Genomic DNA, 22,333 nt, shown 5'->3' with positions numbered 1-22,333 from the left:
CAATTGACCGAACGATACCGGAATGCGACATCACGTCGCAGTTAATATTTGCCAAACCGCTCAGATACTTGGGCGCTGCACGGGGAGTCATGCGCGCGTTTTTTCCTGGAGGTATAGTGCCCGTGCAACCAGTGCTCGGTGCCTGCGGTCCAACTCACTGCACCCATTGTCCAACCGGCATTGCGTCACACATTATCTGATCAGAGCCGCGATCAATTAACGGATCACTCGACAGGAAATCAGATGACCTCATCCAGTCAGCGTCTTGCCTTGCTTGAAGCAGTTGTCGAACAGTCATTCAATGCCGTATTGATCACCGACGCCAATCTGGCCAATGGCGGCCCCTTCATTGTGTACGTCAATCCGGCATTCTGCTCCATGACCGGCTACACGGCCGAGGCATTGATCGGTGCCTCGCCACGGATCCTGCAAGGCCCGGACACCGATCCTCAAGTGATCGAGCGGATGCGCGAATGCCTGAGTGAAAGCCTTTTTTTCGAAGGGTCGACAGTCAATTACCGCGCGGACGGAAGTCCTTACATCGTCGAATGGAAAATTTCTCCCGTGCGCGACGATGCAGGTTCGGTGTGCAACTTTGTCTCTGTGCAGCAGAACATCAGCCCGCGCATCCGGGCCGAGCGTGAGCAACACCTGCTGGCGCAGGCACTGAACGCTGCGCTTGATCCGATTATCATCACCGACTGCAATTCCACCATCGTGTTTGCCAATGAGGCTTTTCAGCAGATCACTGGCTACAGCAGCAGCGAAATCCTCGGCGAAAACCCGCGGATACTGAGCTCTGGAAAACACGATGAGGCGTTCTATGCGCAATTCAAGGAAGCGCTGAAGAGTGGCGCCCCGCTTCGCACGACCTTCATCAACAAGCGCAAGGATGGCTCGCTGTTCTATGCGGAACACAGCATTTCTCCGCTGTGTAACCTGGAGGGCGCAATCACCCACTACGTCAGCATCAGCCAGGATGTGACCACACGCCTGGGCCGTGAGCAAAAGTTGCTGGAGATTGCTCACAGCGATCCGCTGACCGGGCTGGATAACCGTCGCTCAGCCGAGCATACGCTTGAGCGACAGATACCTGCGGTGAGTATGTCGGGCAAGCCGTTCAGTCTGATCATCTGCGATATCGATCATTTCAAGGCGGTCAATGACCGGTACGGCCATCCTGCCGGCGACAGCGTAATCACCAGCGTTGCGGCCATCCTCAAACAGCGTATCCGCCTGTTGGACGTCGCCGCCCGATGGGGAGGAGAAGAGTTTCTGATCCTGGTGCCCGACAGCTCGTTGAAACAGGCGGCCGAACTCGCGGAGCGCATTCGCAAGAGCGTTGAAAGCCTGGTGATTCCGGAAACAGGGTCGGTGACCATTTCTCTGGGCGTTGCAGAACTGAGCACCGGGGAAACGGCCGCCAGCCTCATTCAGCGCGCAGACCAGGCGCTCTATCAGGCCAAGCGCCTGGGCCGCAACCGTGTGGAATGCGCTTAGGCAAGGACCCGGCTTTCTTCGTCATCCGCGTCGTTCGCCCACGCATCGGAGTGAACACCGCTCATCGAAACCGGGCCTGTCATTACAACAGGCCCGGACATCGTGTCAGAGCTTCGGCAACTGTCCGATACGCCCCATCATCTCGGTGACGATCTGCAGATCCAGCAAGAACTGTCCGGTGGTCTTGAACTCGTTATCCGTATGGCCGGTGTATTTGACTTCGGGTCTTGCCAGACCGAACTGCACACCGTTGGGTAATGAATGGACCGACGTAGCGCCAGCCGACGTGCCAAAGGTGTGCTCCATGCCGAGATTTTCACTGGCAACAGCCAGCAGCGCCTTGACCCACTCACCCTCGGGATTGCGATACATCGGCTCGGCGATGGAATAGTCAAACACTGGCTTGATAGAAGTTTTTGTACTCCAGGCCGCAAGCTTTTCAGCGATTTCGGATTTAAGGACCTGCGGGGACTTGCCCTTCGGCACACGCAGATTGACCGCCAGTTTGAACGCCTTTTCATCCATTGCTACGTAAGTCAGGGATGCGGTCAGAGGCCCCATGAAGTCGTCGGAGAACCCGACGCCCAACTTGCTGCCCAGATAATCGAGCCCCCAGTTGTCAGCGGCATAGCGGGCAGCGTCGGTGATCTGGTTCTGTTTGAGCGCAACCTTGCCCCGCAGACTGTTGATGAAGTCCAGCATCCTCGCGACCGGGTTGACGCCGGACTGGGGTGCCGACGAGTGTGCGGATACACCGGTGACCGTCAGCTTGACGTCTTTGCCGTCGACGCGGGCATCGACCTCGAAGTCGCCGCCATTACTTTTCACGTACTCGGCACCGGCCTGTTGCAGGCTGGCAGCCAGCTCGGCAGGCTTGTCGGTCACCAGAGTGGCCACCGACTTCGATGGAATCTGATTGGTGGCCATGCCCCCGGTCATTGAAACGATCTCGGCGCCCTCGCCCTCGGCCTGGCGTCGAGCAAAGCTGGCCATGACCGTGCCGTAGCCTTTTTCTGCGATCACGACGGGATAACCGCCATCCAGCGCCAGGTTGTAGGCGGGCGTCGGGTTACGCTCAAAATAGTACGGGATGGCGTCGCCGGCCGTTTCTTCCGTGGTATCGATCAGCAACTTGAAGTTTCTGGCCAGCGGCAGCTTTTCTTCCTTGATGACTTTCATGGCATAAAGCGCCACCACGATACCGTTCTTATCGTCCTCGGTGCCGCGTCCATACATGCGATCACCGATCAACGTCACCTTGAACGGGTCCAGACGAGTGCCGTCAGGCAAGACCCAGTTGTCCAGCGTGACCGGCACAACATCGGCATGCACATGAATGCCCACCACTTCGTCACCGGCCCCGTCGAGCGACACTTCGTACACACGGTTATCGACGTTACGGAACTTCAGATTGAAGCCCTCGGCCAGGCGCTTGATCGTGTCGGCGATCTTTATGAACGCCGGGTTTTCATGCTGGGCAACGCCGTCGACACGAACAGTGGGAATCGCCACCAGCTCGCGCAGGGTTTCAGTAGCCGCGCTGCCATACTTCATGCGGGTATACAGACCAAGCAGACGATGAATATCGTTCTGTTGCGATGCGGAAAGTTGCTTGTTGTCGAGAAAGGCGCTGATAGCCGGGCCAAAATCGGCAGTTTTAACCACATCAGCGCTGGCGAGATTGTTCAGAAACTGCCTGAAATCCTTTACCGATGTCTCACTGAATGTCTGGAGAATCACAGCGCTCTGTTGTGCAGTGACAGTGGCATTTGCCAGACTGGCGAACGACGAGAGACTGGCCAGTATCAAGGTGGAGGCAGCCAGTTTTTTGAGTGACAGGTTCATTATTGAAGGCATTCCTTGGCAGGCAACGTGCGGATTTTCTGATCGTTTGATCAGGAAGCGTTTCAACTTACACCAAGAGCAGTGATGCGAGAATCCCCTTCTAAAACGAAGCGATGCACTGGAGTGCTCATATGATCAAGCTGCTGATGCGCCTGAAAGCGCGCTTCGACCGAAAGTCCAAGGGGCAGCAACCTGATCGGTTACCGCCTGCGCAGCCTGCCGATCAGCAGGAATCCATGTCACGCGTGCGGGAAAATCTGGCTTGGCTGCCAGTCTATAAAGAGCCGGAACCACTGCGTTTTACGCCAAGACAGGTCAGGACATTTCTGCCACATCCCTCAAGCGAGACACGTTTGCCTGATGAACCTTCGCCGGGGCCCGACGATATTGACCAGCTGCTCTCCTACCTGCCACTGCTGTACCCAGACGGCGTGGCGATCAAGACTTATATCGTCAAGGAAAACACCTATTGGCCAGACTACTTTCCGGTAGTTGAAGCGTTTTATCACGCGGTGGCCAAAGACTGCTGGTGTGATATTGATTACCTTAATCATGGCGCGGCGGACATGCTCAATGACGACAGCTATATGGCCCAGGCAAACCTCGCTGATATACAAACCTTGCTGACCTACTGCATCAGAGGCGAGCGTTTTTGCGATGGCCACAATGGTGCGATGATCGAAAAAGGCTACGTGCTGAAGATCTTACGCAGGCTGGCAGTGTTGCGCGAGGATTGAAGTTCGTGACAATCAGTCAGAGTGTCGGGCCATAACAGTGCATACCTGACTCTTTCACATGCGCTCCTGTGCACCGAACGACTTCAATAGCGTATGTCGGCTCCAGGGGCCACAGTAGCGTGGAAGACATGCGATCGGCACGTAACCGCAACGCGCGTACCATCTGGCAACATCGTCATCCAGCGTTTCGATCAGAGCGTCAGTACAGCCTCGCTCGATGGCCAACGCTTCAAGCCTGTTCAGGGTCTGCGCCCCGAGCCCTTTTCCGCGCCACCCGGCATCGATCCACAGGTAACTCACAAACAGCCGCTGGAACTCGGTTCGGCCTGTGGCGCCGCCAATCAATAGATCGTTCTCCATGATCATGCAGGCGATCGGATCAGCCACTCCCCCTTTCGCTTCGGACAATGCGCGGCCATGTTGCAAGACGCCGTCAACAACAGCGCGGGTTTGATCATTGTCAATCTGTGAGCCTGTAAGCCACTTCCTCATGTAATCAATTCCCTCATAACGGATCGCAGGTACATGAGCATGAGCAAGATAAAGGCCAGGCACACGATCAACCGCAGTGAATTCTTCCCGCGCCGGACACTCCGAACAATACCGAGCGAATGCTGCAGATCATTCGCTCCCCACTGAGGAAGTCTGAATGACCACCGCATTCAAAGTTGGCGACGCCGTACACTGGAACTCCGAGGCGGGCCAGGTGCATGGCAAAGTCACTAAAGTACATGTGAAGGACGTTGAGTTCATGGGCAAACATCGGCCTGCTTCAAAGGACGATCCGCAGTACGAAGTGAAGAGCGACAAGACCGGCCATTCGGCGATGCATCATGGGGATGCGCTCAAGCACGCGTGATTGCTCCGCGCCGCGTTGTGGAGAGAACGGTGTAGCGCACGTCTCACTTACGCGAGAAAGCTTTACCGATTGGCGCGCCTGCACCCGAAACGGATGCAGGCACGGTCCGTCAGATCACGCCACAGGCAGCACGATCACCGCCACCGCCCAGAGGTGCGGGGTGGTCGGAATGGTTGTCGCTGCCGGCGTGAACCATCAGCGCGTGGCCTTTGACTTCCGAGAGTTTCTTCAGGCGTGGGGCAAGCACCGGGTAAGTTGCAGTGCCGTCAGCAGCCACGTACAGCGCAGGCAGATCGCCTAGATGGCCATCGGCGTAAGGACCCAGGTGCTTGCCGGTCTTGGCCGGGTCGAAGTGACCGCCAGCCGCGAGGGCTGCGACCTTCTTGCCGTCCTTGGTGCCCGCTTCGCAACTGCCGTTTTCATGCACATGAAAACCGTGGATGCCCGCAGGCAGCTCTTTCAGATTCGGAGTGAACAGCAAGCCGTATTGCGTTTCGCTCACCGTAACGCTGCCGACAGGTTTGGGGGCGCCATCAGCGCTGACCAGATTGATCGGAACGTCCAGCGATGCAGCCTGAACACCGAAGGAGAAAACGCCAAGCAGACCTAGCAAAAGATGAGGTTTCATAATTTCAATGCGTCCCTGATCTGATAATCGAATTGAACGTGGCGCCAGGCAGCACTGATGCTGCACAGCACGAACGTCTTTCATGCCACAGAGGTGTGACCACAGACCGGCGAACTTGATGCGAGGAAATGAGCGGGGAGTACTTGGGAAAGTAATGCAAAACATCACAACTGGCCTGCCGACACCAGGGTCGGCAGGCCAGCGCTGTTCACCTGTGCTCAGTTAACAGCACAGTGTTGCGGATCAGATATCCAGGCAGATCTTGCCGAAATGCTGATTGGTTTCCTGGTAACGGAACGCTTCGACGATGTCGGTCATCGGGAAGGAACGGTCCATGACTGGACGCATGCCATTGGCATCGATGGCCCGGATCATGTCCTGTTGCTGGGTGCGACTGCCGACCAGCACGCCCTGCATGCGCAGCTGTTTGACCAGCGCCGGGACGAACTCCAGTTGGCCGGCAACACCGCTCAGAATGCCGATGACCGAGATATGGCCAGCGACCCGGGCCGCGTTCATGGAGTGCTGCAGTGTCGAGGGGCCGCCCACGTCGATGATGTGATCCACGCCACGGCCGCCGGTCAGCTTGCGCGCCGTCTCGCCCCAATTGCTGTCCTTGCGGTAGTTGATCAGGTGATCAGCGCCCATGGCTTGCAGACGCTCCAGCTTTTCATCACTCGACGACGTGGCGATAACGGTCGCACCGACCATCTTGGCGAACTGCAACGCGAAAATCGATACACCACCAGTGCCCTGCACCAGAACGGTATCGCCGGCTTTCAGCGCGTCATCGACCATCAGCGCACGCCATGCGGTCAGACCGGCGGTGGTCAGCGTGGACGCTTCAGCATGGCTGTAGCCCTTTGGCGCAAGGGTGAACGAGGTGGCACGGGCAGTCACCTGCTCGCGGGCATAACCGTCGACGCCATCACCCGGCACCGTGACAAAACCTTCGACCAGCGGCTCGCCGCTGATCCATTCCGGGAAGAACGTGCTGACCACTGAGTCGCCAACCGCGAACTCGCTGACGCCCTCGCCCACTGCAGTGACTACACCTGCACCATCGGCCATGGGAATGCGTTTTTCCGTCGGTGCCCACATGCCGGTAACGACCGCGAAGTCGTGATAGTTGAGCGAGTTGGCATGCAGACGCACAGTGATCTCACCGGCTTTCGGTGCCAGTACTTCGCTTTCGCCCACGCTGACCTGATCGTAGCCGCCGCCAGCCTGCACGTAGATGGTTGTATTGCTCATGGTCAATCTCCTATCAATTCAACATTACGCAAAATGACGAAATGTATAAATAACGCTCAAAGCCTAGAGTTCTTTCTTGAGCCTGTCGGCAAACCGGTCTATGGCCTGCTCGTCACGGCGAAAATAAGTCCACTTGCCGATCCTCGTTGCCTGAACCAGCCCGGCACGTTGCAGGATGGCCAGATGCGCAGACGCGGTAGAAGCCGACAGGTTGGCCTTGGCCTGAATGTGCGACACACATACGCCTATCGCCGGATCACCGTGGTCCTGGGGAGGGAAATGGGCTTGCGGGTTTTTCAGCCACTCCATGATCAACATGCGAGTGTCATTGCCGACCGCTTTGATTTGCTCAAGAATCATGGAGCACAACATTACGCTTTTTTACGAAATGTTCAACCCCTGATTTCCCTCCCCCGGCCAACGGCATGTTTTGATTACAGCTTCACAGCGGCCTGACAAATGAAGCAATCTGTCGGCTCCAATAAAACCGACTGCACCGCTGAGAGCATCCAGACTCATGATGAATCTTAAATACAGCGCACTGACCGCCCTGCTGCTGGGCATCACAGGCATGGCTCAGGCTCAGGACTACACCTCGCATCTGGACAAGGTGCTGCAAGCTGGCCAGTTGGCTGTCTGCACCACTGGCGACTACAAGCCCTACACCCTGCTGCGCGAAGACGGTGAGTACGAAGGCATCGATATCACCATGGCCCGTTCACTGGCCAAGAGCCTGGGGGTGAAGGTGCAGTGGGTGCCCACGACCTGGAAAAATCTGATGCCGGACATGGTGGCCGGTAAATGCGACATCGGTATGGGTGGCATCTCTGTGAGTCTGGAACGCCAGAAAAAAGCGTTTTTCAGCAACACACTGGACGTCGATGGCAAAATCCCGCTGGTACGCTGTGCCGATCAGGCGCTGTATCAGACGGTCGAGCAGATCAACCAGCCCTCTGTGCGTTTGATCGAACCCGCCGGTGGCACCAATGAAGCCTTCGCTCGCGCTCATCTGCCAAAGGCGTCCTTGGCATTTCACGACAACAAGACCATCTTCCAGGAGCTGCTGGACAAGAAAGCTGACGTGATGATCACCGATGCTTCCGAAGCGCTCTACCAGCAGAAACGCATGCCCGGCCTGTGCGCGGTCAATCCGACCCGCTACATGCAATACGGCGAAAAGGCCTACCTGTTGCCACGTGACGATGTCACCTGGAAAGGCTACGTGGATCAGTGGCTGCATCTGAGCAAGGCCACCGGCGAGTATCAGCAGGCGCTGGGAGAATGGCTGGCAGTGCCCGCCGAGTGAGTGTGAAGTGGTTTTGCCGGGCACTGCCTTCGACGTCCTGCTGTGCAATGGTTGCAAGGCGTGTCCGGGTGAAATAGCGTGTTACGGCAACTCTCACTGGAAGGCAGCCAAACGAGCATGAAGCCCAGCAAACCCATCACCCGTGCGTACTGTGTGGAACTGCAGCAGGAGCTGTCGATCGCCGCGGCGCGACGCGAATACTTCTCTCAGGAACCGCCACGCGCACGGTTCGAGTTTCTCTGCTCGACCGAGGCGTGCAGGGCAATGGGCGCGAAGGTCACCGGGGTTCGCTATGACGTGAAACCACAGGACAACCCGACCTTCGTCGCCGCGCACTTTCGCGCCAACCCGCATTACGACCATCACCCGGGCTGCGAATGGGTGGATGAGCGCGCAGAGGCAGAGGAAGAACCGAACGAGCCGGTCGAAGAAACCGATGTACAGACACGCCTGCGCAAGGCCAAACGCAAGCTGGACGATTACATCGATATCTTCGACCCGGTCATCAAGGTGCCGACCAAGGAAACGTCCGGCCCGGAAAAGCCCGATGCTGGCGCTCAGCGCCCTGCTGCAACGCTTCCAGTCACAGAAGCTGCCAAGGCACCGATTGCTCGCTACAGCGAAACGCGCACCAACAATCTGGAGCGGCTGGTGGACAGCTATCGGCAGGCCAAGGCCGAGCTGTCACTGGAAGACTTCAAGCTATTGAAGCTGAAAATTCCGGGCCAGGGCGAAGTGTCGCTGCGCTCATATTTTCGCCATATCAAATACGCGCAATCAGGCGATAACGGCCGGGTGCTGTTCGGCGGCGGCCTGATCGAGCAGCGGTACGGGCTGGGCTTCAAGTTCAGGTTCTTCGACCGTCTTGACGGCAAACTGGTGACGCTCTACGTGTCGCCCGCGCAGATGCAGGCCTATCGCTCCAGCCGTTACATCAGTGAGCTGCTGAGCCACGCGGATGACGTGAAGTTTTTCACGGTGTATGCGCTGGGAACGGTCACTCAGAGCCCTTCGGGCAAAAGCTATGGCCTGGAGGTCGACGACTTGCGACATTTGGCGATTGTGCTGGGGCCGGCTAAAGAACCGGTTGAGCAAGGAAAAACACCTGAAGCCTGAACGTGTGGTCGGTGGTCGTTCCAGCGTTCGACGCTGGAACGATCCGGGTCAGCTCATCAGACCTTGACGATCCAGCCGGCTGGCGCCTCGATGTCACCGGACTGAACGCCGGTCAGCTCCTTGTACAGACGCTGAGTGACAGGGCCGACTTCGGTCTGGTTGTAGAACACGTGCAGGTTGTCCTTGTAGGAAATCCCACCGATCGGAGTAATGACCGCAGCCGTACCGCATGCGCCTGCTTCCTTGAACTCGCCGATCTGATCGATGAACACATCGCCCTCTTCGACCGTCAGGCCCAAACGGGATTTCGCCAGTTCGATCAACGAAAGTCGGGTGATACCCGGCAACACTGATGGCGACTTGGGCGTCAGGAACACATCGTCCTTGGTGATGGCAAAGAAGTTGGCTGAACCTACTTCCTCGATCTTGGAGTGGGTCTGTGGATCGAGATAGATGCAATCTGCAAAGCTGTGCTTCTTGGCTTCGGAACCGGGCATCAGGCTGGCAGCGTAGTTACCGCCGACCTTGGCCGCACCTGTGCCGTTGGGCGCAGCACGGTCGTAGCCGGAGATGACGAAATTGTTCGGCTTCAGGCCGCCCTTGAAATAGGCGCCCACCGGAATGCAGAAGATCGAGAAGATGAACTCAGGCGCCGTACGCACGCCGATGTTGTCACCCACACCGATGACGAACGGGCGCAGGTACAACGCGCCGCCGGAACCGTAAGGCGGGATGAAGCGTTCGTTGGCCTTGACCACCTGTTTGCAGGCGTCGATGAATACATCGGTCGGGATGTGGGGCATCAACAGACGGGAGCAGCTGCGCTGCATGCGCTGGGCGTTCTGATCGGGACGGAACAGATTGATCGAGCCATCCTTGCAGCGGTAGGCCTTGAGGCCTTCGAAGCACTGCTGACCATAATGCAGCGCGGTCGACCCTTCGCTGATATGCAGCGTGTTGTCCTCGGTCAGTGAGCCCTGATCCCAGGCACCGTCGCGCCAATGAGAAAGGTAGCGCTTGTCAGTCTTGATGTAATCAAAACCCAGAGTGTCCCAGTTGATGCTTTCTTGACTCATAACGCCCTCTATCATTTTAGCGACTGCCTGGTCGAGTCAGGCCAATGCCTTATTCTGCCAGATCATTCGGGCCATGAGGCTCGAAATAAATGCAAACCGACATGGCATTTCTGAAGCAGCTCCGAACGCACAGGCGCTTTTCGTCCAGTCAGTTGCCCACTGGCCGTGATGTGGCCTGGCGCCGGCGAACATATGAGAGAAAGGCTTCCATATCACCGCTGCACAAGGTCCGTGCCACAGATTTGACCTCCTCCATGGGCCAGTCCCACCAGGCCGTTTGCAGCAGCAGTTGACGAACATCCTCTTCAAAGCGCCAACGGATGAATTTGCACGGATTGCCACCGACAACCGAATAGGGGGCCACATCGCGCACAACCATCGCGCCGGCACCGACGACTGCACCGTGACCTATCGTGACGCCCGATACGATGAGCGCGTTGGCGCAGATCCAGCAGTCACTGCCAATGGTGACATCACCCTTGCTGGGGGAGTAATCCTTGATATCTGCCAATTGCTCGACCATGGCGGGAAATGGATAGGTCGTGATCCAGTCTGTGCGGTGCTCACCCCCCAGCAGAATCCTCACTCCTTTGGCAATCGAAGTGTAGGACCCTACACGCAGCACGGAATCATCACCAAACTCGACGATATCCGGCGTGCCATATGTGCCTACACCCACTTCAGCTCGCGGGTATTGCAGTCTGATCTTCTCCGCAAGCCTCTCCAGTTTGTCAAGTTTGCGTAGCTGCTTGCGTATTTTTCTATTTTTTAACAGCTCGATGATTTTCATATCTTCAATCACATATGTTTTGACCAGCAGGCAGCGCCTACCGATAGCTCAACAACAAACGCTTGCAGCGCCGCAAGGTTGTTCTGTTGATCTGCCTCCACGGAATGGACAACAGCAGACTCCAGGCATATCGCTTGTCCGCGACCGCGGCGTATTTCAAGGCCTTGTTGATGGCCTGAGTGCGACCGCTCTGGTATTCGCGATGGTCCCGATAAGGCTCGATGCTTTTCAAGTCAGCCTCAAGCAACACCTTGTACTTGCGTGAAAGGTTGTTCGAGTGACGTCGGTAGCGCGTAACGATCTCGGGGAGCACATGAATTTCATAGCCCAGATGGGCTATTTTCAATGTCGCCTGAAAATCCTGAACCTTTATCTGCGGGTCATAGCCGTTCGCACCCTTGATGGCCTTCATGCGGTACAGAGCGACCGGCGCGCCGACGACCACTGCGCCGCGCAATATGTCATCAAACGTCAGCCTCTCGATGTAATCGCGCGACTGACGTTTGATTTCATTGCCGTCACCATCCATGTAGCTGATCAATGCGCCGACACAGCCTACTGCGGGGTGATTGTCCAGATACTCGGCACGGATCCGCACCGATGAGGGAAGCATGATGTCATCCAGGTCCGGCGTGGAGAGGTAAACGCCCTTGGCATACCGCAGACCGTGGTTAAGGGCAGCACTGACACCCTGATTGGCCTGACGGTAAAGCTGGAAAGGATAGCGTTGCTGCAGGGACTCGAGCATCGCAATGCTGTTGTCGGTCGAGCCATCATCAACAACGATGACCTCGAAATTTCCGTAGTCCTGAGCAAAGATGCTCTGAATCGCAGCCTCAAGAAATCGCTCGGCGTTGTAGCAAGGGGCAACGATGGAAACCAAGGGGCTGGACGTGGGGTTCTGACTTTCTGAAGACATCATGGGTAGCAGCCATAATCATGATCAGCCCTGGCGGGCTCGGAAACCGGATATCTGTAACAGGTCGCTTGAAAACGGCACATCATGCGGCAAGCGCTCCTGATTTTCCATGAAAGGTCAAAAACGCCCTGCAAGCAGGCGTTTACAGGCACTTCAACACTGCCGACACGCCCTGTGTTTCATCCAGTGTAGTTCGGCACTCGAAAAAAAACCCCGTTCTTCGCAGAACGGGGTTTTCATAACGCGTATCAGGAGGAATCAGAAGGCGTAAGTCACCAGCAATTCTTTTGTCACCTGAAAGTCGACCGACATCATCACGCTCAACGCAGTAATGGTGAAGATCGAAAACACGAACAACTTGCGAGCCCAGACAGTATCGTCAACGGCCTTGTAGCCCTTCCAGGCCATGTACAACCAGTACATGCCCATACCCGCTGCGACAGCCAGGTAATTGAGACCCGCATAGCCACCGACGGTCAGCATCAGGGTCGCTACGAGGAACGCCAGGATGTAGAGCATGATGTGGCGCTTGGTAACCAGAATGCCGCGCTTGACCGGCAGAACCGGGATCTTCGCAGCACGGTAATCATTGAAGCGGAAGATGGCGATCGCATACGAATGCGGCATCTGCCACAGGCTGAACATCACCAGTAGCGTCAGGGCCGCAAAGTCGAAGCTGTTGCTCACTGCGCAGTAGCCAATCACCGGCGGCATGGCCCCCGAGAGACTGCCCACCAGCGTGCCGTGAACGGATCTGCGTTTCAGGTACAGGCTGTAAAGGCCGACGTAAATCACGAACCCGATCACTGCAAACAGTGCGGCCAACGGATTGGCCTCGGTGTACAGCAGGCCAACGCCTGCAATACCGAGCAAGGTTGCGTAGAGCAGCGCCAGTTTCAGTGAAACCAGGCCCTGCACCAGAACCCGGTTACGGGTTCTTTCCATTCGCTGATCGATATCGCGATCGATGCAGTTATTGAACACACAACCGGACGCAACGACCAGGGAAGTACCGATGACAGCAGCGAGGAACACGCCGAAATCGATATTTCCCTTAGAAGCCAGAAAAAAGCCACCTGCCACCGAAAGCACGTTACCGAAAATGATCCCCGGCTTGGTGATTTGGATAAAGTGCTTCAGTGACATCTGGTATTCCTCAATGCGCCATCATTTCGCGGTGGACGCTGAAAATGATCCACAGCGACAAGCCGACCAGCAGGACGATAACCATCGTGGTAAAGGCGAAGGCCATCACGTTGTTACGCTGCACGCTCGTGAAGTCCAGATGCAGGAAGTAATGCAGGTGCACCAGGATCTGGATGATCGCGAAGACCAGAACGATTGCGATCGTCATGTCCTTCGGCAGTGAAGGTGACATCACCAGGGCAAACGGAATGGCGGTCAGGATGATCGACAGTACGAAACCGATGACGTACGACTTCACTGAGCCGTGACTATTGTCTTCAGCGGAGTGATGCGAATTTGACATTACAAAGCTCCCATCAGATAGACAACGGTGAACACGCCGATCCAGACAACGTCCAGGAAGTGCCAGAACAGGCTCAGGCAGCTCAGGCGCGTCTTGTTGGTGTTGGTCAGGCCCCTTTTCTGGACCTGGAACATCATGATCGCCATCCAGATCAGACCGCTGGTCACGTGAGCACCGTGCAGGCCTACCAGGGCGAAGAACGCTGACAGGAAGCCACTGCGGCTCGGACCGTAGCCCTCTTCGATCAGGTGATGGAACTCATAGATTTCCATGCCGATGAAGGCAGCACCGCACAGGAAGGTCAGTGCCAGCCAGCCCAGTACCTGGCTTTTATTGCCCTTGTACAGTGCCAGCATGGCGAAGCCGTAAGTGATACTACTGACCAACAGGAACGCGGTTTCCACAGCCACGAATGGCAGCAGGAAGATGTCCTGGCCCGATGGGCCACCCGCGACACTGTTGACCATCACGGCGTATACCGCGAAGAACGAGGCGAACAACACGCAGTCGGTCATCAGGTACAGCCAGAAGCCGTAGACCGTCATGCCACCGCTGTCGTGGTGATCGTCATGCCCATGATCATGGTCGTGACCGTGATCGTGATCGTGGGCTCCGGAGTTGATTGCAATATTTGACATTGTTTAAACCTGTTCCAGCGAGGACTTGACAGGAGTGTATGCACCGTTGGCCGCCAGGACCTTGTGATGCTCACCTTCAATACGCGCTACATCTTCAGCAGGCACCATGTAGCCCTGGTCGTCACGGACAGCGTGAGCAACGAAGACTGCAATGGTCGCAACCAGGCTTGCGCCTACCAGCCACCAGATGTGCCAGATGAATGCAAAGCCGAAGACCGTCAGCAACATACCCATGTACAGGCCGGTCGGCGTGTTGTTAGGCATGTGGATCGCCGAGTAGCGGGCAGGAACCTTGTAAGCGGTGCCGGCACGTTTTGCGTCGGTGAACGCGTCAATGTCGTCAGCTTTTGGCAGCTCGGCAAAGTTGTAGAACGGTGGAGGCGAAGACGTGGACCATTCCAGGGTATGGCCATTCCATGGGTCACCGGTCAGATCGCGGTTGTTGTCGCGGTCACGGATACTCACGAACAGCTGGATCAGCTGCGAAGCGATACCCATCGCGATCAGCACGGCACCGAACAGCGCGACGTCCAGGTAGATGTTCCACTCTGGCATGTCGGTAGCGTTCAGACGACGGGTCATGCCCAGGAAGCCCAGCGCGTACAGCGGCATGAATGCGACGAAGAAGCCGACGATCCAGAACCAGAACGCAGCCTTGCCCCACTTCTCGTTCAGGGTGAAACCGAACGCTTTAGGGAACCAGAACGCGAAGCCGGCGATGTAACCGAATACCGCACCGCCGATGATGACGTTGTGGAAGTGAGCGATCACGAACAGGCTGTTGTGCAGCACGAAGTCAGCACCCGGGATCGCCAGCAGAACGCCGGTCATGCCGCCGATCGAGAAGGTGACCATGAAACCCAGGGTCCAGAGTACCGGCGGAGTGAAGCGCAGACGGCCCTGATACATCGTGAACAGCCAGTTGAACAGCTTCACACCCGTCGGGATCGCGATCAGCATCGTCGCCAGACCGAAGAAGGCGTTGACGTTGGCACCCGCACCCATGGTGAAGAAGTGGTGCAGCCAGACCATGAAGCCCAGGATACAGATCGCACCGGAGGCGAAGATCATCGACTTGTGGCCGAACAGACGCTTGCCGGAGAACGTCGAGATGACTTCCGAGAACACGCCGAAGGCCGGCAGGATCAGGATGTACACCTCAGGGTGACCCCACGCCCAGAACAGGTTCACGTACATCATGGGGTTACCGCCCATTTCGTTCGTGAAAATGTGGAAGTCCAGGTAGCGGTCAAGGGTCAGGAACGCCAGGGTAGCGGTCAGGATCGGGAACGAAGCCACGATCAGGATGTTTGCCCAGGTGCAGGTCCAGGTGAAGATCGGCATGTCCATCAGTTTCATGCCAGGGGTACGCATCTTCAGAACGGTCACGAGGAAGTTGACCCCCGTCAGCGTCGTACCTAACCCGGATAACTGTAGCGCCCAGATGTAGTAGTCAACCCCTACGCCAGGACTGTATTGCAACCCGGAGAGAGGCGGATACGCGACCCAGCCAGTCTTGGCGAACTCACCGACACCCAGGGAGATGTTGATCAGCAGCATACCTGCAACCAGCAGCCAGAAGCTCAGGGAGTTCAGGAACGGGAACGCCACGTCGCGAGCGCCGATCTGCAGAGGCAGAACGATGTTCATCAGACCCGTGAAGAACGGCATCGCCATGAAGATGATCATGATCACACCGTGAGCGGTGAAGATCTGGTCATAGTGTTCAGGCGGAAGGAACCCTTCGGAACCGTTCTGGGCCATCGCCAGTTGGGTACGCATCATGATGGCGTCGGCAAAACCGCGCAGCAGCATGACCATGGCAACGACGATGTACATCACGCCGATTTTCTTGTGGTCGACAGAGGTCAGCCATTCAGACCACAAGTACGTCCACTTGCGGAAATAGGTGATCAACCCGACAACCGCAATGCCGCCGAGCGCGATCATGGCAAGTGTCACCATGACTATGGGCTCGTGGAACGGCACCGCTTCCAGACTTAATTTGCCAAACATCGTTTACTCCTCTGCCCCAGCAGCTGAATTTTTGCCTTTTTCCGCACCAGCGTCACCGGCCACTTCCTTCTCACCAGCAACAACCTTCTTGCCTGGATTCATACCTTCATACTTGTCGATGACGATCTGGAACAGGTTCGGGGTGACCGAGGAAAAGAGTTCGACAGGGTTGCGTTCGCTCGGCTTGATCAACTCGGCGTATTCGGCCGTGCCAAGCTTTTTAGGTGAGCTCTTGACTTCGCTGACCCAGCTGTCGAAATCAGCCTGGCTGGTAGCGATGGCCTTGAACTTCATGCCGGTAAAGCCTGCGCCACTGTAGTTGGCCGAAATACCGTTGAATTCGTGATTCTCGTTGGCAATGAGATGCAGCTTGGTGTGCATGCCCGCCATCGCGTAGATCTGACCACCCAGACCCGGGATGAAGAACGAGTTCATCACACTGTCGGAGGTCACCTGGAAGTTGATCGGAGTCTTGGCAGGGAACACGATCTTGTTGACCGTGGCGATGCCGTAGTCCGGATAGACGAATACCCATTTCCAGTCAACCGAGATCGCCTGGATGGTGACCGGCTTGACGTCCGAATCAAGCGGACGGTAAGGGTCCAGCGAGTGAGTCGAAACGTAAGTGATGTACCCCAGGAAGACCAGCAACAGCATGGGTACGCCCCAGACTGCGATTTCGATCTTGGTGGAGTGAGACCAGTCCGGCGTGTACTTGGCGGCCTTGTTCGACGCGCGATACTTCCAGGCGAAGATCAGGGTCATCAGGATGACCGGGATCACGACAATCAGCATCAGCAACGTTGCGATTACGATCAGGTTCCGCTGCTCGATACCCACCTGCCCTTTTGGATCGAGCAGAGGTACGCCATCGCATCCACTGAGCAAAAGCATACAGAAAAGGGCCAAGAAGCCAAAAAACCTGGGGTACCTTTTTTTACTCATTTCACGACCTCTAAAAGCAGCTTGCGCGGTGCAGTTGGGTTTCGACCGCCAACACTTCGCCCTGCCAGTGCCGGCTAATTTTTTTGAATTGAACAAGGGCCGCCAGTACGCACAGCGGCGTATCGACAAGTCCGGGTTTAGCTATGGATTCTTGTTTTTTGAGTTGCTGGAACTGCCCAAAACTTCGGGCAGACGCTTTCGACGCGGCCATTATACGCCCTCAGAGGCAAGCGTTGCGCTGCCTGTTCAGAGTGCACAGGGGACGCTCCAAGCCTCAAAATGCTGATCGTTCGGCCAAGCTGAACGACAAGTGACGGGGATTGTAGATACGTAAATTTTTAATGACTATGCCTAATTTTGTAACAGTTATTCTCTATATGCGTAACAATCGTCTTGCAAACGCCTCATTTCACTCGAAAAAAGCCCCGTATTCACGGGGCATTTTTTGCGAAAGCCCCTGTAGTTAGTAAGGTTTGCGGCGATTGCGAATGATGCACGCCGGTACCAGAACTGCGGTCAGGACAAACGCCGTCAGCGCCCATTGCGCGAGTGACAATCCGAGAACCGGCGGATATGGCGTCGTGCAGAAACCGCTTACCTGAAACCCTGTAGGGAACAGTGTAGCCAATGGCAGGCCATCGACAATTGGCTGCAGCACGTCGATACCGCAGCTGTCGGACGGATGGGCGAGGATCCAGACATGCCGGCCGGCCGCGGCAATGCCGCCAAGGGCGCTGAGGGTAACCAGGGTTTCAAACGCCGTGACGCTGCGACGCCCAGGCATGGCCGCGCCGATGAACGCAAAAATGGCGATGAACAACAGCGCGTAACGCTGCAGGATGCACAACGGGCAAGGCGCTTCGCCCAGGACGATCTGCATGTACAGGGCGCCGCCGATCAGGGCCAGGCAGATAATCCCCAGCAAAACCAGAAAGCGCTTTTCGCGTCTCAGGTACAACGTGTTGTCGCTCATTCACATACCTTACTGAACTGATGAAAGGGTTGGTCAACGCCATGCAGCGTGCGTCAGCAACCTGAACGGGGGTGGACGGCCTGGCTGAGCCGAGGCGTGCGCGATGATCATCTGTCTGATCCGGCAACTCAAGCATTGGCCAGCCATACGGGCGCATTTGCCAGCCGGATGGTCTGCGCGTCGGCAGATCCAAGACCGACAGGACGTTTTTGCGGGAGCCGGATGCAATGCCCTTCTATATATAGAAGGGTGCGTCAGTTTGTCGCAGCTCTTCTTCTATATATAGCTGCGGTATTTTGTCGCAGGGTGCCTTTCTGGCAAAGCACTACTGCGTGCGAACCCGCGACGCAGGTTGTCGGAATGCAGAGAGCGACAATCTGCCGCCCTCCTCCGGTTTGACGCAACCGAAGCCAGACTGCCACTATCGGGACGTGGGCAGTCAGTTTGTCGGGCCCGCTGCGGTGTAGTGCAACGACTTCCAATGGCAAGCGAACGGCGTGCTCGGCTGTCGGTTAAAAATCCTCAAGCCAGCCCGTCTCAGGTCGATAACCTGTCATAGAAAGTTGTTTGCCGCTACCAGGCGACGAAACACCTACAGCCAGAAGGTTCATATGTCCAAGAACGTCCGAGCAGATTCACTTTCGCTGCTCCTCTTCACGTTGCGCAGCGGCAAGCTGATGGCGATCAACCTGCTCAAGGTCAGCGAGATTATCCCCTGCCCTCCCCTGACCCATCTTCCCGAATCGCACCCGCACGTCAAAGGCATCGCGACGTTACGTGGCTCGTCACTGTCGGTTATCGATCTGAGTCGTGCGATCGGCGAGCGTCCGCTGGCCGATCCCGACGGTGGCTGCCTGATCGTCACGGATGTCAGTCGCTCGAAGCAGGGCCTGCACGTTCAGGCCGTCAGCAAGATTGTGCATTGCCTGACCACCGATATCCGTCCGCCGCCCTACGGGTCGAGCAGCAAGTCGTTCATCACCGGGGTCACTCAGGTCGACGGCGTGCTGGTGCAGGTGCTGGACATCGAAAAGGTGATCCACGGCATCGCCCCTGCGCAGATCGTCGTGCAATCGACGGAGCTGGCCAAAGAGGATGCGGAACTGCTGAGCAAGGCGCGGATTCTGGTCGTCGATGACAGCCAGGTTGCCCTGCAGCAGTCGATCATTACCTTGCGTAATCTCGGCATCGAATGCCACACGGCGCGCAGTGCCAAAGAAGCTATCGATGTTCTGCTCGACCTGCAGGGCACTGCACGGCAGATCAACGTGGTGGTTTCCGATATCGAGATGTCGGAAATGGACGGCTACGCCCTCACCCGCACACTCCGGGATACGCCGGACTTCAGTGACCTGTACATTCTGCTGCACACCTCGCTCGATAGCGCGATGAACAGCGAGAAGTCCCAGGTCGCCGGGGCCAATGCCGTGTTGACCAAGTTCTCGTCACCCGAGTTGACCAAATGCCTGATCGAGGCCGCACGTACGGTGGTCGCCCAAGGGCTCTGATCCCTGAGCGCACAGCGACACAACGTCCGAACCTGACCGACGCATCCGCCGCGCATTACTGGCTGATGCGTCGGGATCTCGCAGTGCCAGTATCATTCGCAGCCTGGCCGCATGGCATCCAGCCACACCCCTTCACCATTGATCGAGCCCCAGAGGTTCACCGCCTGCTGACCGTGGGTTACGGCAGCGCGGCAGGCTGCGTTGCGGATTATCCGGACTGGCTGGCCGCCTTCGAACACGATCCGGAATGCGACCCGTCGCGGTGCTTTCTGGCCATGCGTGATGCAACGGTAGTCGGTGTGATCGTGTGCTGGACCAGCGCATTCATCAGGGACTTGGTCGTGCACCCTGGTGTGCGACACAGCGGGATCGGCCACGCCCTGCTCAATCACCTGTTCGTCCATCTGCGTACGCGCAACGAAGCATCTGTCGACCTTCACGTCATGGAAAACAACTTGGCGGCGCGGCGTCTTTATGAGAAATCCGCAATGGCCTATCTCAAGCGTTTCGACATCCCTGCAGCCTGAACGCGCTGTTGACCCGCCCGGCGACTGGCGCACAACTTGCTTCCGGAGAGGTATCAAGCAGGTGAGTGACCAATTGTTGTCGCCCACCACATACCTCTTCGACGGATCATCGAGATAATGGACACCAAGTTTTCCTGCGTGGGTTGTGGCGGCTGTTGCACCGACCATCACGTACCGCTGACGCTCGGCGAAGCCACGCAGTGGGCAGCAGATGGCGGCAACGTCATCGTTCTGACCGAGGCATTTTTGAGCAATGGCTACGGGGTCTCCGAGACCCAGCTGACCCATGCCAGCCGTCGCTCGACCGAGGTGAGCAGTGGCAGCACGACAGCCTTCGTGGCGATCACCTTCGCGGCCTACAACGTGGGGCGCTGCCGGAATCTTGACGAGAAGAACCTGTGCCGCATCTACGAGCGCCGGCCGCTGGTGTGCCGAATCTATCCGATGGAGATCAACCCGCACATTCCGTTACGCCCCGACAGCAAAGGCTGCCCGCCAGAGTCCTGGGAGCAGGGTCCTGACCTGATCGTCAACGACAGGCTGGTCGATACGCAACTGATAGACCTGATCGAACAGTCGCGTCAGGCCGACCGGGATGAGATAGAGACCAAACAGCTGATTTGCCAGAAGCTCGGCATCCGTACCACCGCCCTCAAGGGCAACGGTTTCGTCGCCTATCTGCCGGACATGGGCGCGTTTGCCGCTGCCATCGAAGAAGTCGCAAATCCTGCGCAGGATGAGCGAGCCCAGGGCTCGAAGTGGGAGTTTCACGTGGCCGGCCAGCACGTTCTGGACACCCTGCAACAGGAAGGTGCCGAAGTGACTGACCGGCAGCCGGTTTCCTACCTGTTCATCCCGTTGCAGGCTGCCTGACAGGATCAATCAGGCAATCAGCGCTTGCCCATCGACCTGCGGGTGCCGGCCGGCGCTACGCCCGGGGTCTTGTGGTGGCCGTGCTTGTTGGTTTTCTGATGCCACGCCGGCTCCTTTTTGGCCTGGGCAAACTCCGAAGGCTTGAACGGAAAGCTGAAAGGCGCAATGACAGCCTTCTTTTCAGTGTCTGCGGCGGAGTCGGCTGCGGCGTCTTGAACAGGGGGTTGTTCAGGAGTGGTCATGGTGTCACCAGAAAGTCGAATTGGCCGGGCAAATGCCCGCGGCCGCGCAGCATACATCAATCGCCGCACAACCGCCCGAGCCTCCTGTCGCCGTCATTTGTAGAACAGATCGACCATCACTTCGGCATTGAACGGTCCGGGCCGTGGCGTGCTGGTGTTCCATAGCAGTTCGGCATTGAAGTCCGCCCTGGCAGTGTTGGTTTCGCCCAGCAATTCCGTCAGATGGAAGGGTTCGTTGTAGCGTAACGGCTGACCATTGACTGCGCTGGTCATCCGGATCCCCAACGAATCATTACCGACAGGGATCAGCAGCTCGCCAGACAGAGTGCCTGTCACCGGCCTGAAACGCGCGTCGATGCTGAAGGGCGAATCGCAACTGCGACTGGTCAGCAGGGAGAATGTCTGGGTGGCAGTCACTTTGCCAATGGCCACTTGGTGTATCGCAACATCGCCAAATTCCACGGTTTCCGGGAGCACTTGGAGATCGGCATCGCAGGCCACGAACCTCAGCCCCCGCAGGTTATTGATCACATAACTGAGGCTGAGCCCTGACAGCCGACTCGGGTCTGTCGCGCCGCCCAGCTGAAAAAACCGGTAATCGAGCAGGTCACTGGCCACGCCGGAGGACGGTGTAGCGCCGAACTTCTGGATGAACACCGAAAACGCCAGGCTGAAGCGCACCTTAGGGCAGTTGTCGAGCGTGCTCTCACCCTCACGACACATCGGCAGGTAGCTCCCGGTACTGATCCTTCCACCGCCTTGCAGGTGATCGATGCCCTGCAGCGTCATCCCGGCGCGAATCCCCTGACCGATCGAACGATTGTCCGGATTCAGGTAGATAAAAATCTCCTCCGCGCCGGACTGCCAGCCCTCTCTCGCGCATTCGACCTGAACAGTCAGAGGTTCGGAACGCCATACCACTTCCCCGTCAGGACTCGACTCCGGGATTGCCACCGAACTGCTCAGATCATCGTGAATTTCGGTTTCGCCCGTCCCTTGAGTGGTACAGATCAGCGCGAAAGTGGAAGCCGGATGCAGTAACAGCACCACGGCAAGGGATCGCAGCCAGCCTCCGGCAGAGAGATATTTCAT

The 22,333-nt window shown here is 57.1% G+C and carries 25 protein-coding genes; 8 read left to right on the top strand and 17 right to left on the bottom strand.

Annotated elements, in window-relative coordinates:
* Positions 1 to 243 precede the first annotated feature (243 nt).
* Positions 244 to 1,500 carry a sensor domain-containing diguanylate cyclase gene (locus LCH65_RS08325; RefSeq protein WP_058416407.1) on the top strand — a complete coding sequence of 419 codons (1,257 nt, stop codon included), beginning with the start codon at positions 244 to 246 and terminating at the stop codon, positions 1,498 to 1,500.
* A 105-nt stretch (positions 1,501 to 1,605) separates the two neighbouring features.
* Here LCH65_RS08325 and LCH65_RS08320 read toward each other — a convergent pair whose 3' ends face one another.
* On the bottom strand, positions 1,606 to 3,345 hold the full coding sequence (locus tag LCH65_RS08320) for a dipeptidase (RefSeq protein ID WP_058397446.1): 1,740 nt from the start codon (positions 3,343 to 3,345) through the stop codon (positions 1,606 to 1,608).
* Positions 3,346 to 3,476: 131 nt separating this feature from the next.
* Here LCH65_RS08320 and LCH65_RS08315 point away from each other — a divergent pair, with 131 nt between their 5' ends.
* Entirely contained in the window at positions 3,477 to 4,082 is a 606-nt protein-coding gene (locus tag LCH65_RS08315) for a DUF6508 domain-containing protein (RefSeq protein WP_054080697.1), read from the top strand.
* A gap of 54 nt (positions 4,083 to 4,136) precedes the next feature.
* Here LCH65_RS08315 and LCH65_RS08310 read toward each other — a convergent pair whose 3' ends face one another.
* Positions 4,137 to 4,574 (bottom strand): GNAT family N-acetyltransferase, encoded by a 438-nt coding sequence (locus LCH65_RS08310; protein WP_058416406.1) that lies wholly within the window; start codon positions 4,572 to 4,574, stop codon positions 4,137 to 4,139.
* A gap of 157 nt (positions 4,575 to 4,731) precedes the next feature.
* On the opposite strand from LCH65_RS08310, the gene LCH65_RS08305 reads away from it, so the two are divergent.
* Positions 4,732 to 4,941 (top strand): DUF2945 domain-containing protein, encoded by a 210-nt coding sequence (locus LCH65_RS08305; RefSeq protein ID WP_003433541.1) that lies wholly within the window; start codon positions 4,732 to 4,734, stop codon positions 4,939 to 4,941.
* A gap of 109 nt (positions 4,942 to 5,050) precedes the next feature.
* On the opposite strand, the gene sodC is transcribed toward LCH65_RS08305, so the two are convergent.
* From sodC to LCH65_RS08290, 3 genes are all read right to left on the bottom strand, one after another.
* Positions 5,051 to 5,569: a superoxide dismutase family protein gene (gene sodC / locus LCH65_RS08300; RefSeq protein ID WP_058416405.1), complete on the bottom strand. Its 519-nt coding sequence runs from the start codon at positions 5,567 to 5,569 to the stop codon at positions 5,051 to 5,053.
* A 243-nt stretch (positions 5,570 to 5,812) separates the two neighbouring features.
* A complete protein-coding gene (locus LCH65_RS08295; RefSeq protein WP_003365244.1) occupies positions 5,813 to 6,823 on the bottom strand; it encodes an NAD(P)-dependent alcohol dehydrogenase in 1,011 nt (336 codons plus the stop codon).
* A 63-nt stretch (positions 6,824 to 6,886) separates the two neighbouring features.
* Positions 6,887 to 7,195 carry a winged helix-turn-helix domain-containing protein gene (locus LCH65_RS08290; protein ID WP_083515795.1) on the bottom strand — a complete coding sequence of 103 codons (309 nt, stop codon included), beginning with the start codon at positions 7,193 to 7,195 and terminating at the stop codon, positions 6,887 to 6,889.
* Between the two features lie 145 nt (positions 7,196 to 7,340).
* On the opposite strand from LCH65_RS08290, the gene LCH65_RS08285 reads away from it, so the two are divergent.
* Together LCH65_RS08285 and LCH65_RS08280 are read left to right on the top strand one after the other, a co-directional pair.
* On the top strand, positions 7,341 to 8,129 hold the full coding sequence (locus LCH65_RS08285) for a transporter substrate-binding domain-containing protein (protein WP_003433545.1): 789 nt from the start codon (positions 7,341 to 7,343) through the stop codon (positions 8,127 to 8,129).
* Between the two features lie 117 nt (positions 8,130 to 8,246).
* Positions 8,247 to 9,245, top strand: a complete 999-nt coding sequence (locus LCH65_RS08280; protein ID WP_058416404.1) for a hypothetical protein — start codon at positions 8,247 to 8,249, stop codon at positions 9,243 to 9,245.
* Positions 9,246 to 9,301: 56 nt separating this feature from the next.
* Here LCH65_RS08280 and LCH65_RS08275 read toward each other — a convergent pair whose 3' ends face one another.
* From LCH65_RS08275 to LCH65_RS08230, 10 genes are all read right to left on the bottom strand, one after another.
* A complete protein-coding gene (locus tag LCH65_RS08275; RefSeq protein WP_226439294.1) occupies positions 9,302 to 10,321 on the bottom strand; it encodes a branched-chain amino acid aminotransferase in 1,020 nt (339 codons plus the stop codon).
* A gap of 148 nt (positions 10,322 to 10,469) precedes the next feature.
* Positions 10,470 to 11,111 (bottom strand): CatB-related O-acetyltransferase, encoded by a 642-nt coding sequence (locus tag LCH65_RS08270; protein WP_058416402.1) that lies wholly within the window; start codon positions 11,109 to 11,111, stop codon positions 10,470 to 10,472.
* 37 nt (positions 11,112 to 11,148) lie between these two features.
* Positions 11,149 to 12,033, bottom strand: coding sequence for a glycosyltransferase family 2 protein (locus tag LCH65_RS08265; RefSeq protein WP_058416401.1), 885 nt, complete (start codon positions 12,031 to 12,033; stop codon positions 11,149 to 11,151).
* Positions 12,034 to 12,288: 255 nt separating this feature from the next.
* A complete protein-coding gene (gene cyoE / locus LCH65_RS08260; protein ID WP_003314082.1) occupies positions 12,289 to 13,176 on the bottom strand; it encodes a heme o synthase in 888 nt (295 codons plus the stop codon).
* A 10-nt stretch (positions 13,177 to 13,186) separates the two neighbouring features.
* Positions 13,187 to 13,519, bottom strand: coding sequence for a cytochrome o ubiquinol oxidase subunit IV (gene cyoD / locus LCH65_RS08255; protein ID WP_003409003.1), 333 nt, complete (start codon positions 13,517 to 13,519; stop codon positions 13,187 to 13,189).
* Positions 13,519 to 14,157 carry a cytochrome o ubiquinol oxidase subunit III gene (locus tag LCH65_RS08250; RefSeq protein ID WP_226439293.1) on the bottom strand — a complete coding sequence of 213 codons (639 nt, stop codon included), beginning with the start codon at positions 14,155 to 14,157 and terminating at the stop codon, positions 13,519 to 13,521. Before LCH65_RS08250 ends, cyoD begins: the two co-directional genes overlap by 1 nt.
* Before the next feature lie 3 nt (positions 14,158 to 14,160).
* Positions 14,161 to 16,173, bottom strand: coding sequence for a cytochrome o ubiquinol oxidase subunit I (cyoB, locus tag LCH65_RS08245; protein ID WP_003433558.1), 2,013 nt, complete (start codon positions 16,171 to 16,173; stop codon positions 14,161 to 14,163).
* Between the two features lie 3 nt (positions 16,174 to 16,176).
* The gene (cyoA, locus tag LCH65_RS08240) at positions 16,177 to 17,118 is read right to left on the bottom strand and encodes a ubiquinol oxidase subunit II (protein WP_003433560.1); all 942 of its coding nucleotides are present in this window, start codon (positions 17,116 to 17,118) and stop codon (positions 16,177 to 16,179) included.
* A 10-nt stretch (positions 17,119 to 17,128) separates the two neighbouring features.
* Positions 17,129 to 17,329 (bottom strand): hypothetical protein, encoded by a 201-nt coding sequence (locus LCH65_RS08235; RefSeq protein ID WP_003314077.1) that lies wholly within the window; start codon positions 17,327 to 17,329, stop codon positions 17,129 to 17,131.
* Between the two features lie 252 nt (positions 17,330 to 17,581).
* On the bottom strand, positions 17,582 to 18,091 hold the full coding sequence (locus LCH65_RS08230; protein WP_003365269.1) for a disulfide bond formation protein B: 510 nt from the start codon (positions 18,089 to 18,091) through the stop codon (positions 17,582 to 17,584).
* Positions 18,092 to 18,702: 611 nt separating this feature from the next.
* Between LCH65_RS08230 and LCH65_RS08225 the strand changes: the two genes are divergently transcribed.
* From LCH65_RS08225 to LCH65_RS08215, 3 genes are all read left to right on the top strand, one after another.
* Positions 18,703 to 19,599, top strand: coding sequence for a chemotaxis protein (locus tag LCH65_RS08225; protein WP_003365270.1), 897 nt, complete (start codon positions 18,703 to 18,705; stop codon positions 19,597 to 19,599).
* 65 nt (positions 19,600 to 19,664) lie between these two features.
* Positions 19,665 to 20,126 carry a GNAT family N-acetyltransferase gene (locus LCH65_RS08220; RefSeq protein ID WP_058416400.1) on the top strand — a complete coding sequence of 154 codons (462 nt, stop codon included), beginning with the start codon at positions 19,665 to 19,667 and terminating at the stop codon, positions 20,124 to 20,126.
* 117 nt (positions 20,127 to 20,243) lie between these two features.
* A complete protein-coding gene (locus tag LCH65_RS08215) occupies positions 20,244 to 20,999 on the top strand; it encodes a YkgJ family cysteine cluster protein (RefSeq protein WP_058416399.1) in 756 nt (251 codons plus the stop codon).
* Between the two features lie 17 nt (positions 21,000 to 21,016).
* Here the strand turns inward: LCH65_RS08215 and LCH65_RS08210 are convergent, their stop codons facing one another.
* Together LCH65_RS08210 and LCH65_RS08205 are read right to left on the bottom strand one after the other, a co-directional pair.
* Positions 21,017 to 21,241 carry a hypothetical protein gene (locus tag LCH65_RS08210; RefSeq protein WP_044309220.1) on the bottom strand — a complete coding sequence of 75 codons (225 nt, stop codon included), beginning with the start codon at positions 21,239 to 21,241 and terminating at the stop codon, positions 21,017 to 21,019.
* Between the two features lie 93 nt (positions 21,242 to 21,334).
* Positions 21,335 to 22,333 carry a fimbrial protein gene (locus tag LCH65_RS08205; protein ID WP_058416398.1) on the bottom strand — a complete coding sequence of 333 codons (999 nt, stop codon included), beginning with the start codon at positions 22,331 to 22,333 and terminating at the stop codon, positions 21,335 to 21,337.

The organism is Pseudomonas sp. MWU16-30316 (genome assembly GCF_020515645.1).
Lineage (GTDB): Bacteria > Pseudomonadota > Gammaproteobacteria > Pseudomonadales > Pseudomonadaceae > Aquipseudomonas > Aquipseudomonas cerasi.
This window is presented reverse-complemented; position numbering and strand designations above follow the sequence as displayed.

Bases quoted from the DNA above. Each gene is read 5' to 3' on its own strand.
- LCH65_RS08325 (WP_058416407.1), top strand. From the start codon at position 244: ATGACCTCATCCAGTCAGCGTCTTGCCTTGCTTGAAGCAGTTGTCGAA.
- LCH65_RS08320 (WP_058397446.1), bottom strand. From the start codon at position 3,345: ATGAACCTGTCACTCAAAAAACTGGCTGCCTCCACCTTGATACTGGCC.
- LCH65_RS08315 (WP_054080697.1), top strand. From the start codon at position 3,477: ATGATCAAGCTGCTGATGCGCCTGAAAGCGCGCTTCGACCGAAAGTCC.
- LCH65_RS08310 (WP_058416406.1), bottom strand. From the start codon at position 4,574: ATGAGGAAGTGGCTTACAGGCTCACAGATTGACAATGATCAAACCCGC.
- LCH65_RS08305 (WP_003433541.1), top strand. From the start codon at position 4,732: ATGACCACCGCATTCAAAGTTGGCGACGCCGTACACTGGAACTCCGAG.
- sodC (WP_058416405.1), bottom strand. From the start codon at position 5,569: ATGAAACCTCATCTTTTGCTAGGTCTGCTTGGCGTTTTCTCCTTCGGT.
- LCH65_RS08295 (WP_003365244.1), bottom strand. From the start codon at position 6,823: ATGAGCAATACAACCATCTACGTGCAGGCTGGCGGCGGCTACGATCAG.
- LCH65_RS08290 (WP_083515795.1), bottom strand. From the start codon at position 7,195: ATGTTGTGCTCCATGATTCTTGAGCAAATCAAAGCGGTCGGCAATGAC.
- LCH65_RS08285 (WP_003433545.1), top strand. From the start codon at position 7,341: ATGATGAATCTTAAATACAGCGCACTGACCGCCCTGCTGCTGGGCATC.
- LCH65_RS08280 (WP_058416404.1), top strand. From the start codon at position 8,247: ATGAAGCCCAGCAAACCCATCACCCGTGCGTACTGTGTGGAACTGCAG.
- LCH65_RS08275 (WP_226439294.1), bottom strand. From the start codon at position 10,321: ATGAGTCAAGAAAGCATCAACTGGGACACTCTGGGTTTTGATTACATC.
- LCH65_RS08270 (WP_058416402.1), bottom strand. From the start codon at position 11,111: ATGAAAATCATCGAGCTGTTAAAAAATAGAAAAATACGCAAGCAGCTA.
- LCH65_RS08265 (WP_058416401.1), bottom strand. From the start codon at position 12,033: ATGATGTCTTCAGAAAGTCAGAACCCCACGTCCAGCCCCTTGGTTTCC.
- cyoE (WP_003314082.1), bottom strand. From the start codon at position 13,176: ATGTCACTGAAGCACTTTATCCAAATCACCAAGCCGGGGATCATTTTC.
- cyoD (WP_003409003.1), bottom strand. From the start codon at position 13,519: ATGTCAAATTCGCATCACTCCGCTGAAGACAATAGTCACGGCTCAGTG.
- LCH65_RS08250 (WP_226439293.1), bottom strand. From the start codon at position 14,157: ATGTCAAATATTGCAATCAACTCCGGAGCCCACGATCACGATCACGGT.
- cyoB (WP_003433558.1), bottom strand. From the start codon at position 16,173: ATGTTTGGCAAATTAAGTCTGGAAGCGGTGCCGTTCCACGAGCCCATA.
- cyoA (WP_003433560.1), bottom strand. From the start codon at position 17,118: ATGAGTAAAAAAAGGTACCCCAGGTTTTTTGGCTTCTTGGCCCTTTTC.
- LCH65_RS08235 (WP_003314077.1), bottom strand. From the start codon at position 17,329: ATGGCCGCGTCGAAAGCGTCTGCCCGAAGTTTTGGGCAGTTCCAGCAA.
- LCH65_RS08230 (WP_003365269.1), bottom strand. From the start codon at position 18,091: ATGAGCGACAACACGTTGTACCTGAGACGCGAAAAGCGCTTTCTGGTT.
- LCH65_RS08225 (WP_003365270.1), top strand. From the start codon at position 18,703: ATGTCCAAGAACGTCCGAGCAGATTCACTTTCGCTGCTCCTCTTCACG.
- LCH65_RS08220 (WP_058416400.1), top strand. From the start codon at position 19,665: ATGCGTCGGGATCTCGCAGTGCCAGTATCATTCGCAGCCTGGCCGCAT.
- LCH65_RS08215 (WP_058416399.1), top strand. From the start codon at position 20,244: ATGGACACCAAGTTTTCCTGCGTGGGTTGTGGCGGCTGTTGCACCGAC.
- LCH65_RS08210 (WP_044309220.1), bottom strand. From the start codon at position 21,241: ATGACCACTCCTGAACAACCCCCTGTTCAAGACGCCGCAGCCGACTCC.
- LCH65_RS08205 (WP_058416398.1), bottom strand. From the start codon at position 22,333: ATGAAATATCTCTCTGCCGGAGGCTGGCTGCGATCCCTTGCCGTGGTG.